This is a genomic window from Aminomonas paucivorans DSM 12260, from assembly GCF_000165795.1.
GTDB lineage: Bacteria > Synergistota > Synergistia > Synergistales > Synergistaceae > Aminomonas > Aminomonas paucivorans.
The window spans coordinates 659,248-673,623 of record NZ_CM001022.1 but is presented as its reverse complement, the minus strand read 5'-3'; the positions used below and the strand labels follow the sequence as shown (position 1 = coordinate 673,623).

General features: G+C 69.3%; 13 protein-coding genes. 3 read left to right on the top strand and 10 right to left on the bottom strand.

The genetic code is table 11. The features are described 5' to 3' along the window. Positions 1-10: 10 nt before the first annotated feature. From APAU_RS14555 to APAU_RS02945, 4 genes are all read right to left on the bottom strand, one after another. Positions 11-1,327, bottom strand: a complete 1,317-nt coding sequence (locus APAU_RS14555; RefSeq protein WP_006300192.1) for an RsmB/NOP family class I SAM-dependent RNA methyltransferase — start codon at positions 1,325-1,327, stop codon at positions 11-13. 192 nt (positions 1,328-1,519) lie between these two features. Continuing rightward, positions 1,520-2,215, bottom strand: coding sequence for a zinc metallopeptidase (locus APAU_RS02955; protein WP_006300191.1), 696 nt, complete (start codon positions 2,213-2,215; stop codon positions 1,520-1,522). 108 nt (positions 2,216-2,323) lie between these two features. Beyond that, positions 2,324-3,460 (bottom strand): DegT/DnrJ/EryC1/StrS family aminotransferase, encoded by a 1,137-nt coding sequence (locus APAU_RS02950; RefSeq protein ID WP_006300190.1) that lies wholly within the window; start codon positions 3,458-3,460, stop codon positions 2,324-2,326. Positions 3,461-3,604: 144 nt separating this feature from the next. Continuing rightward, positions 3,605-4,291 carry a GntR family transcriptional regulator gene (locus tag APAU_RS02945; RefSeq protein WP_006300189.1) on the bottom strand — a complete coding sequence of 229 codons (687 nt, stop codon included), beginning with the start codon at positions 4,289-4,291 and terminating at the stop codon, positions 3,605-3,607. Between the two features lie 160 nt (positions 4,292-4,451). Between APAU_RS02945 and APAU_RS02940 the strand changes: the two genes are divergently transcribed. Further along, complete coding sequence (locus tag APAU_RS02940; protein ID WP_006300188.1) at positions 4,452-5,678, top strand: aminotransferase-like domain-containing protein; 1,227 nt, start codon at positions 4,452-4,454, stop codon at positions 5,676-5,678. Further along, positions 5,675-5,905 (top strand): hypothetical protein, encoded by a 231-nt coding sequence (locus APAU_RS02935; protein ID WP_006300187.1) that lies wholly within the window; start codon positions 5,675-5,677, stop codon positions 5,903-5,905. The genes APAU_RS02940 and APAU_RS02935 overlap by 4 nt, the downstream gene beginning before the upstream one ends. On the opposite strand, the gene APAU_RS12455 is transcribed toward APAU_RS02935, so the two are convergent. From APAU_RS12455 to APAU_RS02905, 6 genes are all read right to left on the bottom strand, one after another. Next, positions 5,876-6,388: a citrate lyase holo-[acyl-carrier protein] synthase gene (locus APAU_RS12455; RefSeq protein ID WP_006300186.1), complete on the bottom strand. Its 513-nt coding sequence runs from the start codon at positions 6,386-6,388 to the stop codon at positions 5,876-5,878. The genes APAU_RS02935 and APAU_RS12455 overlap by 30 nt on opposite strands. Next, positions 6,385-7,743, bottom strand: coding sequence for an aminotransferase-like domain-containing protein (locus APAU_RS02925; protein ID WP_006300185.1), 1,359 nt, complete (start codon positions 7,741-7,743; stop codon positions 6,385-6,387). Before APAU_RS02925 ends, APAU_RS12455 begins: the two co-directional genes overlap by 4 nt. Positions 7,744-7,752: 9 nt before the next feature. Next, a complete protein-coding gene (gene citC / locus APAU_RS02920) occupies positions 7,753-8,817 on the bottom strand; it encodes a [citrate (pro-3S)-lyase] ligase (protein WP_006300184.1) in 1,065 nt (354 codons plus the stop codon). Continuing rightward, the gene (locus tag APAU_RS02915; protein ID WP_006300183.1) at positions 8,817-10,292 is read right to left on the bottom strand and encodes a long-chain-fatty-acid--CoA ligase; all 1,476 of its coding nucleotides are present in this window, start codon (positions 10,290-10,292) and stop codon (positions 8,817-8,819) included. The genes citC and APAU_RS02915 overlap by 1 nt, the downstream gene beginning before the upstream one ends. 73 nt (positions 10,293-10,365) lie before the next feature. Further along, positions 10,366-11,556 carry a M20 metallopeptidase family protein gene (locus APAU_RS02910; RefSeq protein ID WP_006300182.1) on the bottom strand — a complete coding sequence of 397 codons (1,191 nt, stop codon included), beginning with the start codon at positions 11,554-11,556 and terminating at the stop codon, positions 10,366-10,368. A 38-nt stretch (positions 11,557-11,594) separates the two neighbouring features. Continuing rightward, positions 11,595-12,962 (bottom strand): hypothetical protein, encoded by a 1,368-nt coding sequence (locus APAU_RS02905; RefSeq protein ID WP_040344856.1) that lies wholly within the window; start codon positions 12,960-12,962, stop codon positions 11,595-11,597. A gap of 99 nt (positions 12,963-13,061) precedes the next feature. On the opposite strand from APAU_RS02905, the gene asnS reads away from it, so the two are divergent. Next, a complete protein-coding gene (gene asnS, locus APAU_RS02900) occupies positions 13,062-14,366 on the top strand; it encodes an asparagine--tRNA ligase (protein ID WP_006300180.1) in 1,305 nt (434 codons plus the stop codon). The last annotated feature ends 10 nt before the right edge of the window (positions 14,367-14,376 follow it).

Below are 14,376 nucleotides of genomic sequence, written 5' to 3'. Positions count from 1 at the left end.
AGATTCCCTCCTACCGACGCTTCATCAGTACCGCGGCGTAGAACCCGTCCACCCAGGGAAGCCCGGGCCAGATCACCGTGCCGTAGGGCCTGCCCTTGCGGAACAGGGAGTTCTTGAAGGGGAAGGGGACCTCCACCAGGTCCTTCCTCCGGCCCAGCAGTTCCGCCACCACCTTCTCGTTTTCCTCCCGGAAGAGGCTGCAGGTGGAATAGACCACCCGTCCCCCCGGGAGGACCAGATCCGCCGCCCGTTCCAGCAGGCGGACCTGGAGGACCGCGTAGTCCTCCAGCTTTTCCGCGGCCAGACGCCACTTGGCCTCGGGATGGCGGCTCCAGGTACCGCTGCCGCTGCAGGGGACGTCCGCCAGGATCAGGGAGGGGGGTGTCCGGGGCTCCAGCTCCAGGGCATCCCCTTCCCGGAAGGTCACCCGGTCGGCCACCCCCAGGCGGGCCATCTCCCGGGCCCCCGCGTGGACCCGGCCGGCGGAAAGGTCCCAGGCCTCCAGGGTCGCCTCGGGCAGACGGGTCGCCAGGTGCCCCGTCTTCACGCCCCGGCCGGCACAGAGGTCCAGCACCGCGCCCCCGCTCCAGGAAGAAACCGCCGCCTCCCCCACCCAGAGGGAGGACTCGCTCATGGGGGTGACGGCTCCTTCCTCATACCCCGGCAATCCCGGGGGGAAACCGAAGGAGGCGGTGCGCACCGCGGAGGCCAGGTCCGGAGAGGCCCAGGCCCGGGTTCCCGCGGCCTGAAGGGCTTCCACCAGCTCGTCCCGCCTTGTCGGGTCCACCCGAAGGGAGAGGTAGGCCTTCATGGCGGAAAGCCGAAGGAGACGGCGAGTCTCCGAGGTGCCCCACTCCCGGCTCCAGTGGGCCGCCGCCCACCCGGGGATGCCGAAGAGAAGGGCCTGGTCCCGCAGCTCCGCGCTGTTCCGCAGCTGTTCCATCTTCCGGGGGGCATCTTCGGTCACCCGGTGGAGCACCGCGTGGAGGAGCGGTTCGTCCCCCTGGGCCTTCTCCGCCCGGAGGCGCATGGCCAGGGCGTTCATCAGCACCGCCGGGACGAAATGCCTCAGCTCCACCAGCCCCGCGGTCCCCAGGATCAGGGCCGCCCGGGTCACCGGGGCCAGCTGATGGAAGGGCCTGCGGCAGCGGTTTCGGATCAGGTCCTTCCACAGGCTCTGGCGTCTCAAGGCGCCGTAGAGCAGGGACGCGGCGAGGCGACGCTCCGCCGGGGCCACCTCCGTCAGGATCTGGCGCAACGCCTCGGAGGCGAACCTCCCCTTCTCGACCTCGTACCAGGCGGCAAAGGCCGCCTCCACACCTCTCATCCATCCATCCCCCGAATCTTCCCGCTCATGTTCCGCCTCCCCCCCTCTCGGGGGGCGGCCCTCCGGATCGGAAGACCGAAGTGGAGCCGCTCCACCGCCCGAGAACCTCGGGGGAGGAAACGCAAAAAACACCCGCGGGGCGGCATGGCCACCCCACGAGTGTATCGAATCACCGCCGTTCCACAAAGGGGGCTATTCGTCCCGCCCCCCGAAGGCCCCCCGGAGCAGAAGCAGCCGCAGAAGCTGCGCCACCGCCATCACCGTGGCGGCCACGTAGGTCAGGGCGGCGGCGTTGAGCACCGCCCGGGCGCCCCCGATCTCGTCGGTGGCCAGGACCCCCGTGTCCGAAAGGAGCCGCAGGGCCCGGGCGCTGGCGTCGAACTCCACAGGCAGGGTCACCAGGTGGAAGACGATGACCCCCAGGAAGAACAGGATCCCCAGGTCCATCATGGTGGGGGACCGGAAGATCAGCCCGATGAAGAACAGGGGGATCGCCGCCATGGAACCCAGGTTCACCGCCGGAACGATGGCATTGCGGATCCGCAGGGGGGCGTAGTTCTCCAGGTCCTGGACCGCATGCCCCACCTCGTGGGCCGCCACCCCGATGGCGGCGATGCTGGGGTTGCCGTAGACGCTGTCGGAAAGGCGCAGCACCTTGCCTCGGGGATCGTAGTGGTCCGTCAGGTTCCCGGCGATGCGCTCCACGGGGATGGAGCCCAGGTTGAAACGGTCCAGGAGCAGGCGGGAAACCTGCTCCGCCCGCACGCCCTTGCGGGCCCACACCTCCGCATAACGGGAATAGGTGGACTGGATCCGGGTCTGCGCCCAGAAGGCGAACAGCAGCGCCGGGATCAGCACGATCATGGACGGGTCGAAAAACGGGAACATCCTTCCCACTCCTCCTTCAGGGTATGGGCCCATTGTGGCGCTTCTCGGGGGCCCTCGCCATGAGTAGTCTAGCGGATCCCGAGGAAAAGAGCAAGATTGGTCAGGACATCAGCCCCGGCCGTAGAACCGTCCGATCTCCTCCACCACCCGCTCCTGTTCCGCCACCTCCAGCTCCGGGAACATGGGGAGGGCCAGGGTCTCCTGAGAGAGAGTCTCGGAGACGGGGAACGCCCCCTCCTGGTAACCCAGGAAGCGGAAACAGGGCTGGAGGTGCAGGGACAGGGGGTAATAGACCCGGGTGGTGATCCCCCGCTCCCCCAGGAAGGCCTGGAGTTCGTCCCGACGCCGGGCCCGCACCACGTACTGGTGGAAGATGTGCCGCGTCCCCGCCTGTTCCGCCGGAGGGGTCACCACGTCCAGAAGCCCCTTCTGTCCGAAGAGGAGGCGGTAGCGGTCCGCCACGGCCCGACGCTCCTCGTTCCAGGTCTCCACGTGGCGCAGCCGCACCCGGAGGATCGCCGCCTGCAGCGCGTCCAGGCGGCTGTTCAGCCCCACCTCGTCGTGCAGGTACGTGGTGGCCGCCCCGTGCACCCGGAGGTTCCGCACCCGGTCCGCCAGGTCGTCCCGCCGGGACGCCACCATGCCCGCATCGCCGTAGGCCCCCAGGTTCTTGGTGGGGAAGAAGGAGAAGCACGAGAGGTCCCCCACCGCCCCGGCCCGGAGGATCCCCCCGTCCAGGTGCCGCAGGGTGCCGAAGGCCTGGGCGCAGTCCTCCACCAGCGCCACGCCCCGCTCCTTCAGGGTGGGGGCGATCTCCTCCAGCCGACACATCTGGCCGAAGAGGTGCACGGGGATCACCGCCTTCGTCCGGGGGGTCAGAGCCTCCAGAACCCGGTCCATCCTCAGGTTGTAGCTGTCCGGCTCCACGTCCACGAACACCGGCGTGGCCCCCAGGCGGGTGATGCAGCTGGTGCTGGCGAAAAAGGTGTAGGGGGTGGTGATGACCTCGTCTCCCGGTCCCACCCGGAGGGCCAGGAGGGACAGGAGCAGGGCGTCGGTGCCGGAGGCGCACCCCAGGGCATGGGGAACCTCCAGGTAACGGGCCGCCTCCTCCTCGAAGGCCGCCACCTCCGGCCCCAGGATGAAGTGCTGGCTGTCCAGCACCCGGTGGACTGCCTCCAGGATTTCCTCCCGCACCCGCTGGTAGTTGCGCTTCAGGTCGAAGGAGGGAAGGTTCTGGGTCATGGGCGACGCCTGCCTTTCTTGTGGGTCTTGAAGAGGTTGTGGGGCTCCTGCGGAGTCCCACAACAGTGTCCCCGGAGGGCATGAAAAAGTGGCCCCGAAGGGCCACGGAAGGGGTTCCTCTTCGTCCCCTCTCGGGGAGGGCCCTCAGTTTCGGGGCTCGAAGTCCTCGGGCTTGTCCAGGCTGTTCTGGGAGACCCGGATGTGCTGGCGCATGAGGTTGGCCGCCGCGTCCGCGTCCTGGGCCCGGAGGGCGTCGATGATGGCTCGGTGCTCCGTGGTGCTGGAGTTGGACTCGATGTCGTAGAAGGGGTCGTAGAACACGATGTAGACGTTGGTCCGAGCGAGGATGTTCTCCACGTACTCCTTCAGGACCCGGTTGCCGCTGGCCTCGGCGATGATCTTGTGGAAGCCCTCGTTGACCTCCAGGTAGAGTTCCAGGTTCCTCTCCGAGAAGGCCCGCTCCTCCTCCAGGAGGGTTTCCTCCAGGCGGCGAAGGTGTCGATCGCTCACCCGACCCGCGGCGAGGCGCACTGCCAGGACCTCCAGGTCCTCCCGGACCACGTAGGCGTCCTCCATCTCCCTGCGGGAGGGGGAGGCCACCCGGGCTCCGCTGTTGGGGATGATGAGCACCAGCCCCTCGCTGGCCAGACGCCGCAGGGCCTCCCGCACGGGGGTGCGGCTCACCCCCATCTGGACGGCGATGTTCACCTCCGGAAGGCGCTGCCCCGGCTTCTTCTGCTTGGTGATGATCTCGTGCCGAAGCTCCGTGTAGACGTAGTCGGCGGAAGTGGTGTACATTCTGGGCTCGTGGAGTCTTGGATCCTGCAGCATGGCCAGTCCTCCCATCGGCTCCGCAACGGGGCCTCGGTTTGTCGAACAATCTTACCCTTGAGCGGTGCACATTGTAGCACTGACCAGCGATGCACACAACCCAATTCCCCGCGATCTTTTTCCAAGTTCTGAAGATTCCGCTGATTTTCGGAGGTGCCCCATGAAGCCGGCGATCCTGGTTCGCAAGCTCGAGGAACTCCCCATCTACGCCTCTCCCCTGGTGGACTTCATCCGGTTGGGGCTCCAGCACCGGGCCCTGCCCCTCACCTCGGGGCAGCCCGCCCCGGAGGCCCTGCCCCTGGAGGACCTGGCCCGCCTGGCCCCGGAGGCCCTGAGGAGCCGGGGAAGGAAGGCCCTGCTCTACGGGAGCAACCGGGGCCTGGGAGAACTGCGCCGGGCCCTGACGGAGTGGCAGGTCCGCTCCGGGGTCCTCCCGGAGGGCCTGGGGGACGAGGAGGTCATGCTGACCCTGGGGTCCCAGTACGCCTTCGACCTGATCTGCCAGGGACTGATCCGACGGGGGGACGAGGTGGCCTGCGACGCCCCCTGCTACCCCGACACCTGGTGCACCGCCCTGAGGCGGGGAGCCTCGGTGCTGCCCCTTCCTGTGGACGAGGAGGGGCTGGACCCGGACCACCTGGAGGCCCTGCTGGCGGGGGGGCACCGCCCGGTCCTGGTCTACACGGTGCTGCACTACCAGAACCCCTGCGGCTGTTCCCTGAGCCCCTCCCGGCAACGACGCCTTCTGGAGCTGGCGGAGACCTACGACTTCCTGGTGGTCCTGGACGACCCGTATCGGATGCTGGCCCTGGACGGCCCGCCCCCCTGCGGTTCGGACCGGTTCCCTCGCCTGGGATGGGACACGGGGCGCCTGCTCTATCTGGGCTCCCTCTCCAAGGTCCTCGCCCCGGGGGTGCGTCTGGGGTGGCTTGCGGGCCACCGGGAGCTGGTGGCGGGGCTGGCCAAGCTCCAGGAAATGAGCCTCATCTCCCTCCCCGCCCTGGACGGGCTGATCGTGCTGGAGTACCTCCTCTCCGAGGGCATGACGGGACAGCTGTCCCGGATGGTCCGGTTCCTCAAGGAACGCCGGGACGTCCTGGCAGAGGGGCTTCGGGCCCGATGCCTCCCCCTGGGATGCACGCTCCGCGTCCCCTCGGGGGGGTGCTTCCTGCGTCTGGAGCTTCCGGACCTCCCCGCCACCCCCCTGGCCCGGGAGCTGGCGGAACGCCACGGGGTGGCCACGGTGCCCGAGGCGGCCTTCTGGCCCCCCTCCCAGACCCCCGCGCCGGACCGGTTCCTGCGCCTTTCCTTCTCCTGGTGCACCCCGGAAGAGCTGGCGGAGGCGGCGGAGCGCATCGCCCGGGCCCTGGAGGGGCGGCCACGATGAACCGGCGTCTGGCGGTCCTGATCCTCTCCATCGGCAGCGTGGTGGGGTTCGGCTACGCCCTGGGAGGGCTGGGGGGCTACCTGCTGGGAAAAGGGGACATGCGATACGTGGCGGGAGGGCTGACAGGGGGTTTCGCCGCGGCCCTGGGGGCCCTTCGGCTTTGGAAGGACTACCTGGCGGAGCTGGCAGAGGAGATCTCAGACCGGGAGGACCCGCCAGAGGTCTAGGGCCCGCCGCCTCAGGGTCTCGGGGCGGTGCCCCCCCAGACGGGCGCAGACCTTCGCCTCCCGCAGGCAAATCAGGCATCGCCGGGGAGGCAGTCCCAGGGCGGACCGGCTCACGGAGCCCCGGGGGGTGAGGACGTCCAGGTCCAGGAGCCTCCCGTAGGGCAGCTCCCCCTCCAGACGCACCGCCGCCTCCTTCAGAAGCCGTCCGTCCTCCTCCCGGGGAAACAGGAGCATCCGATAGGCCCCTCCTCCGTCCACCCCCGCCACCGTCCTCCGGGGGGTCCAGCCCAGTTCCGCCACAAGCAGCGCCCCCACCGTCTCCAGCCGGGCCTCGTCCCCGGGCAGCCGTTTGGGCAGTCCGGGTAGGTTGATCCCCTCCTGGAGCACCAGCCTCCCCTCCCGAAACAGCTCCTCCCGCAGGGCCACCCGGGCCTCCCTCGCCTCCAGGAGTTCCCGAAACCCCCGGGTCCTTCGCCCCTTCATCGGCCCACCAGGGTCCCCAGGATCCCCGCCGCCTCGTCCAGCTCCCGCAGGCCCAGGCGGGCCACGCAGAGCCGCACGGCCCGCTCGGTGCGACGCCGCAGGCAGAACTCCTGTCCCGAAACCACCAGGACTCCTCGGGCGGCAAGGAGGCTCCGCGCCTTGTCCCCGGAGAAGGGCGCCGTGTCCAGCCAGAGGAAAACTCCGCCCTCGGGCAGCAGGGGGGCCCGTTCCCCCAGGACGTTCCGGAGGGCTTCCCGGAAGCGGCGCATTCGGTGGGAGAGGACCCCCCGATTGCGGGAAAGGGCATCCTCCAGCCCTCCTCCTTCCAGAAAGCGGAGCACCAGCCCCTGCACCAGGGAGGAGAGAGCCCCCACGCGAAGGGCCTTGAGGGCGCACAGAGGCCCCAGCACAGCCTCGGGGGCGAGGACGTACCCCGTGCGCCACCCCGGGAGGAGCACCTGGCTGAAGGACCCCACGTACACCACCCGGTCGCTTCCCTCCAGGGCCTTGAGGGCGGGCACGCTGGTCTCCCCGTAGCGCAGTTCCCCGTAGGTGTCGTCCTCCAGGATCCAGAACCCCCGGGCGGCGCTTCTCTCCAGCAGGGCCTTGCGGGCCTCCATGGAGAGGGTGCGCCCCGTGGGGTTGTGGAAGCTGGGGACCAGATAGACCCCGTCCCCCGGCCCCGCCTCCCCCAGGGCCTCCACGAGGGGGGCCTCCTCGAAGGGAAGGGGACACGCGGAAAGCCCCACCCCTCGGGCGATCCGGGGGGCGTCGGGGTAGGTGAGTTCCTCGAAGAAGACCCGACGGACCCCCAGGGACTTCAGGGCCTCGAAGGCCAGGCATAGTCCCTCCTGCCCCCCGGAGGTGACCACCAGGTCCTCCCAACGGGCGGGGATGCCCCGGGTGGCGGCGTGGCGCACCAGGGCCCGGCGCAGGGCCTCCCGCCCCGGGACGGGGGAGGGGGCGAAGAGGGAAAGATCCCCCTCCCCCAGGCCTTCCCGCAGAAACCGCAGGTGGGAGGGGTCGGGAAGGAGGTCCGGGGAGGGCTCTCCCGAAGCCAGGTCCAGGGGCTGGGGCAAGGGTACTCCCCCCGAGACCAGGAGCTCCCCGTCGGGGCGGGACACCACGAAGGTGCCGCTTCGCCCGCGCACCCGGATCCGCCCCTCCCCCTCCAGGGCATCGTAGGCCAGGTTGGCGGTGGTGCGGCTCACCCCCAGGGAAGAGGCCAGCTCCCGGGCAGAGGGAAGCTTCTGACCGGGAGCCAGGGCCCCCCGTTCGATCATGCGGGAAAGGTGTTGGGCGATCTGTCGGTAGAGGGGAGCCCGGTCCCGACGGTCCAGGGGGACTTCAAGCATGGGGGCAGGTCAGTGGGCGGAACGGCTCTCCCGGATGCGGCGGATCAGGTCCGCCCGAGCCGGGTCGGTGAGGTACGTCCAGGTGGGGTCCGGCACCAGACGACGGACCCGGTCCCAATCGTCCCGCCGGATGGCCTCCCGGACGGAGGAGGCGGAAACGGGGTCCCCCTCCCGGGCGAGGCGGGGGATCACCGTCACCTCCACCCCCCGCGGAGGGAGGATCTCCTCCATGGCCTGGTTGTACAGCGCCGTGGTGGGACAGTAGGGCTCGGTGCCCACGAAGCGCCGGGTCAGCCCCAGGGCGGGGACGAAAAGCCCCGCGAAGAGGGTCACGTCCAGACGGGTCTGCAGGCGGGCCACCGCCGCCTCCGCGGGATCCCGGAGGAAATAGGTGGGGAAGGTGGCGGCGGAGACGGCGTAGTCGCCGCTGCGCACCACCCGAACCCCTGGGAGGTCCCGGGTGTTCGCCCGGACCAGCTCGATGCGGTCCGCAAAGGGGAAGAGGGACCGGTCCGTCTCCACCACCACCAGGTAGAGCAGGCCGCAGCGTTTTCGGGCTTCCTCCACCAGGTACCGATGCCCCCGGGTGAAGGGATTGGCGTTCACCACCGCCGCCCCCACGCCCCCTTCGGGGTCAGGTTCGTCCTGGGCACGGTGGGCCTCCAGCTCCCGCCGGAACGCCTCCGCCCCGGGCTCCCCCATCTCCAGGAGCACCACCTCCGGGTCCACCCGGGCCAGTTCCCGAAAGCCCAGGTCCGCGAAGCGAAGGGCCGCCTCGGGCTTGGTGTAGACGAAGAGGTGGTGCCGCCCCGCCCCCCGGGCCCACTCCAGAAGCCGGGAGACCGCCACGGCGGCCAGTCCCGCCTCCTGCCACTCCGGGTCCGTGGCCACCATGCGGATCACCGGACCCTCCAGGCTGGCGGTGGCCGCCACCGCTCCCTGCGGGTCCTCCAGCACCACCGAAACCTCCGGGGAGCCCTCGAACCGAAGGCCCCGGGCGGCCAGGAAGGCGGCGATGCGCCCCCGGTCCTTCTCCCCGGGCTTTTCCAGGATGTGCGTCTCGAAACCGTACATCACCGCGCCTTCAGCTCCCTCTTCAGCACCTCGCCGATGCTGGACCGAGGCAAGGCCTCCAGGAAGGCCACGGAGCGGGGGACCTTGTAGTGGGGCAACCGCTCCCGGCAGAACGCCACCAGCTCCCGGGAGGTGGGGGTCGCCCCGTTCTTGGGAACCACGAAGGCCTTGACGATCTCCCCGCTCAGGGAACGGGGCACCCCCACCACCGCCACCTCCCGCACCGCCGGGTGCTCCGCCAGCACCGCCTCCACCTCCTGGGGGTAGACGTTGAACCCCCCCACGATGATGATGTCGCTCACCCGGGAGATGACCGTGAGGTAGCCGTCCTCGTCCTGCCGCACCATGTCCTGGGTGTCGAACCACCCGTCGGCGAAGCGCCTCGACGTAAGCTCCGGGTCCCGGAAGTAGGAGGTGGCCACGTTGGGGCCTCGAACCCAGAGCTTGCCCTCCTGTCCGGGAAGGACCAGGTTCCCCTCCGGGTCCCGGATCTGAGCCTCCACCCCCGGCAGCAGGGGACCCACCGTGCCGGGCTTGCGGGTCCGGTAGTTTGGGTTCACCGCCAGGACGGGGGAAGTCTCCGTGAGACCGTACCCCTCCAGGACGTTCAGTCCCAGGATCCGCCGGGCCCGTTCGTCCAGCCGAGGGGGGAGACGATCACCCCCGGAGATGAGCAGTTTCAGGGACGAGGGGACCAGCTGCCCCCGCGCTGCCACCCCCATGAGGAGGGCGATCATGGTGGGCACCGCCGCCGCCACCGTCACCTTCCCCTGACGCATGGCGTCCAGGGTGGCCTCGGGGGGCATGAAGGAGGGAAGCAGGACCTGGGAGAAGTTGCTCAGCAGGGGCATGAGGGCGCAGACCGTAAAGCCCAGGGCGTGGAAGTTGGGCAAGGCGTTGAGGAAGACCTCCTCCTGACCGATCTCGTCCACCCGCTCCAGACAGGCCGCCACGTCGCTGTACAGGTTCCCGTGGGTGAGGGGCACCGCCTTGGGGTGTCCCGTGGTGCCGGAGGTGAAGAAGACCACCCCCGTGTCCGCGCTGTCGGGCTGGCCGCGCCGTCCCGGGAACTCCGGCACCGCCCCGGAAAGGGGCGCCTCCGCCACAGGGACGCCCGTCGCCGCCAGGGCGGAACCCAGGGCCCCCGCGTCCTTGGGGATGAGGACGCCGAAGGCGTCCGCAAACTCCAGCGCCCGCCCAAGGCCTTCCGCTCCCGCCTGGGGGTTCAGGGGCACCACCCCTCCCCCGAGACGCCACACCGCCAGAGTGGCCGCCAGAAACAGGGGGCTGTTGGGAAGGGCCAGGGCCAGGCGGTCTCCCTCCCGGAAGCCCCCGGCCCTCAGGTTGTTCTCGCAGTCCTCCACCAGTTCCTCCAGAGCCCCTCTGGACCACCAGGTCCCGTGCCACCAGAGGCAAGGCTCTCCGGGTTCTTCGTGGAAATTCTTCCGGATGATCGTTTCCAGTCGCAGACTCACAGCGTCGCCTCCTGCGGAAAAAGAGGAAAAGTTGAAGGGTCGTGTCGAAGCGATGGACCGACTGAGGGAACGCTCACAGGGTCAGTGCCAGGAAGGCCTCCCAGGCCACCAGGAAGGGCAGCAGCTCTTCCGGGACGTCGTACCGGGGATGGTGCAGTCCGTACTCCAGCCCCGTACCCAGGAGCATGAGACAGGAGGGAACCTCCTTGGAGTAGAAGGAGAAGTCCTCCCCCGAGAGGAGGGGACGATCCAAAGACCCCACCGCATCCTCCCCGAAGAAGGGAAACGCCGCCTCCAGAACTCGGTCGGTGAACTCCCCGTCGTTGAACACCTGGGGGTAGTTGCGCACGTACTCCATGGAAGCCCGGGCACGGTAGGCCTTGGCCAGGGCGGGCACCAGGGTCTCGATGCGTTCTTGCAGGTAGTCTCGGACGGGGGTCTCGAAGGCTCGGAGGGTTCCCCACAGGTGGGCCTGTTCGGGGATGATGTTGTAGGCGTACCCCGCCTCGACCTGCCCGAAGGAGATCACAGCACTCTCCAGCGGGTCGATCTCCCGGGAGATGAGGGACTGCATCCCCAGGATGACGTGGGCCGCCACCACCACGGGGTCCACGGTGGCGTGGGGCGAGGCGGCGTGTCCGCCCACCCCCTGGATTTCGATGTGCATTCGGTCGGAAAGGGCCGTGAGGACGCCTTTGCGGGTCCGCAGGTGTCCGTAGGGCAGCTGCGGCCAGAGAAGGACTCCCAGGACGTGCTCGATGCGGAAACGGTCCAGAAGCCCCGCCTCCACCAGCGCTTTGGCACCCCCCTTGCCCTCTTCCGCAGGCTGGAAGACGAAGACCACCGGTCGGGTCAGAGATTCCGCCCGCTGGGAAAGGAGGGCGGCGCACCCCAGTAGGGCCGCCATGTGGGCGTCGTGGCCACAGGCGTGCATGACCCCGGGGATGCAGGAGGCGAAGGAAAGCCCCGTCTCCTCCTCCAGGGCCAGGGCGTCCATTTCCGCCCGAAGGGCGACGGCGGGACCGGGGAGGTCGCCCCGGAGCACCCCCAGGACCGCCGTGGGGACCCCGAAGCCCGTCACCACCTCCACCCCCGGGAAGGAGGCCAGGGTCTGGGAGACCCGGGAAGCGGTGATGTTCTCCTCAAAGGCCAGCTCCGGAAACTGGTGGAACTCCCGTCGCCAGGCGATCAGGTCCTCCGCCCTCGCTTCGGCCTCCGCCAGAAGCTCCGGCCCCAGCATGACCGGATCCATCGATACACCCATCCCTATTCCCCCTCCGTCATTTCCGGAACCCCCGACCTTCAGGCGTTCCCACGCCCCAGAAGCCAACGGCGAACCGGGAGCGGACAGCTCCAGAGTTCCAGACGCAGCCGGGTCACCACGGCCCGGTTCAGACTCCACCCCTCCATGCCCGTGGGGGCTCCGACGGGATCCTCCCGAACCTCCCAATCCCCGCCCTGGGGGTCCGCCCCGGAGAGGAAGACCCCTTTCGAGGCCACGCCCCGAAGGGATTCCCCCTCCCCCAGAAGGGGTCCCTGGGCCCGGGCCCGGACGAAAAGCCGCGTCTGCGACCCCGGGCGAGGCTCCCGGTAGATTCCCTTGAGGGAAAACAGGGAGGCCCCCCGGGCTCCCTTGCCCGAGGGAAGGAGGATCTGCTCCCCCAAAAGAGGGGCTCCCCCACCCTCCGCCAGAAGGCCTCGGCCGGAGAGGAGGATCTGCCCCAAGGACTGGATCAGTTCGCGGTTTTCCAGGAATTGTACCAGAGCGAGGAATCCGAGGCCATGCGGGAGGTATGCGGCGTCGCATTCTCGGGGGATCGCCCCCCCCGCCAGGGGGATGTCCAGGAGGCTGCATCCCAGGGCCTGCAGGAGAAGCTCCGGTCCCTCCCCGGAGAGGGAGAGGCCGGGATGGCGGAGCACCGCCACCCGGGGGCGGGAGAAGAGGGGCTCCAGGGGAGGCTCGGGCTCCCAGGCACAGCCCACCCGAGCCAGGGCCCCGAAGAGGGGCCACTGGATCTGGTCCTCCAGGCTCTGGAGGTGCGCTGCGGCGGTGCGAAGGGGGATCAGGGTCCGGGGCAGGACCTCGGGATTGCAGAGATCCCCCAGGGAAGGCTCGGGACGCTCCAGCTCCCGGGGGACGTAGCCCAGGCCCATCCAGGGGAGCCGACGCCCCAGGTCACGGTCCAGGAGCTGGTACTCCCGGGGGAAGGGGACGGAGAGGAACAGGGTCCCCAGGATGGAGACCTCCGGGGCGGATTCCAGCTGGCGGGCCACCTCCTCCACCGTCCGGGCGGCCACCATGGCGGAGGTGTCGGCGCAGAACACCGGCACCAGCCCCCCTCCCAGGAGGGACGCCAGCTCCCGGGTCTCCGGGTGGACCAGGAAGGGGGCGTCGTCCCCCGACCGGCTCCCCAGGGGAGCCAGGACCAGGTTCAGTGCCTCCGGGTCCGCCCCCGCCTGGAACAGGGAGCGGAGGGCGCCCCCGGACCCGCAGAGGACCGGGTCGAGGTAGGAACACCGCTGGCCGCAGAGACACTCCGCCAGGCGCAGGGTCCCCTCGTCCCCCCCGGCGACGAACAATCGAAGGCGATAGCCCCGCTGTTTCAACGCCGCCGCCAGAAGGACCCCCGAGGGGACCTTCCCGGGTCTTCTTTCCTCAGCCAGGATCAATCGCGGAAGGTCCATGGAGATCTCCTTTATGTCGGGATCGCACCGTCGTTAGTGTATCATAGGCAGATCATGGCGCACTTTTTCGAAGGAGGTAGGACCATGGAAGCTCCCTGGATCCGCATCGTCGACCTGGCCCCCCACGAAGGACAGGAAGTCACCCTCAAGGGCTGGATCTACAACAAACGCAGCTCCGGCAAGATCCATTTCCTCCAGATCCGGGACGGATCGGGCTTCATCCAAGGGGTCATGGAGCGGACCGCCGTGCCCGAGGAGACCTTTCAGGCCGCCAAGGGCCTCTGGATCGAGGCCTCCGTGGAGGTGCGGGGCACGGTTCGCCGGGACGAGCGGGCCCCCTCGGGGTTCGAACTCTCCGTCTCGGACCTGGTGGTGGTCTCCAACCCCGTGGAGGAGTACCCCATCACCAAGAAGGAGCACGGCATCGACTTCCTCCTGGACAACCGGCACCTCTGGCTGCGCAGCCACCGCCAGCAGGCCATCCTCAAGATCCGGGACCGGGTGATCCTCTCCTGCCGCACCTACCTGCACGACCGGGGCTTCCTCCTGGTGGACAGCCCCATCCTCACGGGCTCCATCGGCGAGGGGGCGGACGGCCTCTTCGAGCTGGACTACTTCGACCAGGGGAAGGCCTATCTGGCCCAGACGGGACAGCTCTACCTGGAGGCCGCCGCGGCGGCCTACGGCCGGGTCTACTGCTTCGGCCCCACCTTCCGGGCGGAGAAGTCCAAGACCCGACGACACCTCACGGAGTTCTGGATGATCGAACCGGAGGCGGCGTTCTTCGACCATAAGGACAACATGGCCCTCCAGGAGGACCTGGTGTGCCACGTGGTGGCCCAGGTGCTGGAGCACTGCCGCCCGGAGCTGGCCTTCCTGGAGAGGGACACTTCCCTCCTGGAGCGCATCGTCCCTCCCTTCCCCCACATCACCTACGACGAGGCGGTGGGCATCCTCCAGAAGCTGGGCAGCGACATCCCCTACGGGGACGACTTCGGGGGGGACGACGAGACCCTGCTCACCCAGCAGTTCGAGAAGCCCGTCTTCGTGGAGTGCTACCCCAAGGGGGTCAAGGCCTTCTACATGAAGCAGCACCCGGAGCGGGAGGACCTGGTGCTCTGCGACGACCTCCTCGCCCCGGAGGGGTACGGGGAGATCATCGGGGGCTCCCAGCGGGAGGACGACCTGGACCGCCTCCTGGGGCGCATCCGGGAACAGAAGCTCCCGGAGGAGTCCTACTCCTGGTACCTGGACCAGCGCCGCTTCGGCTCCTTCCCCCACAGCGGCTTCGGCATGGGCATCGAACGGCTGGTGGCGTGGATCTGCGGCCTCCAGCACATCCGGGAGGCCATCCCCTGGCCCCGGACGATCTACCGCATCCACCCCTGACCGGGAGGAG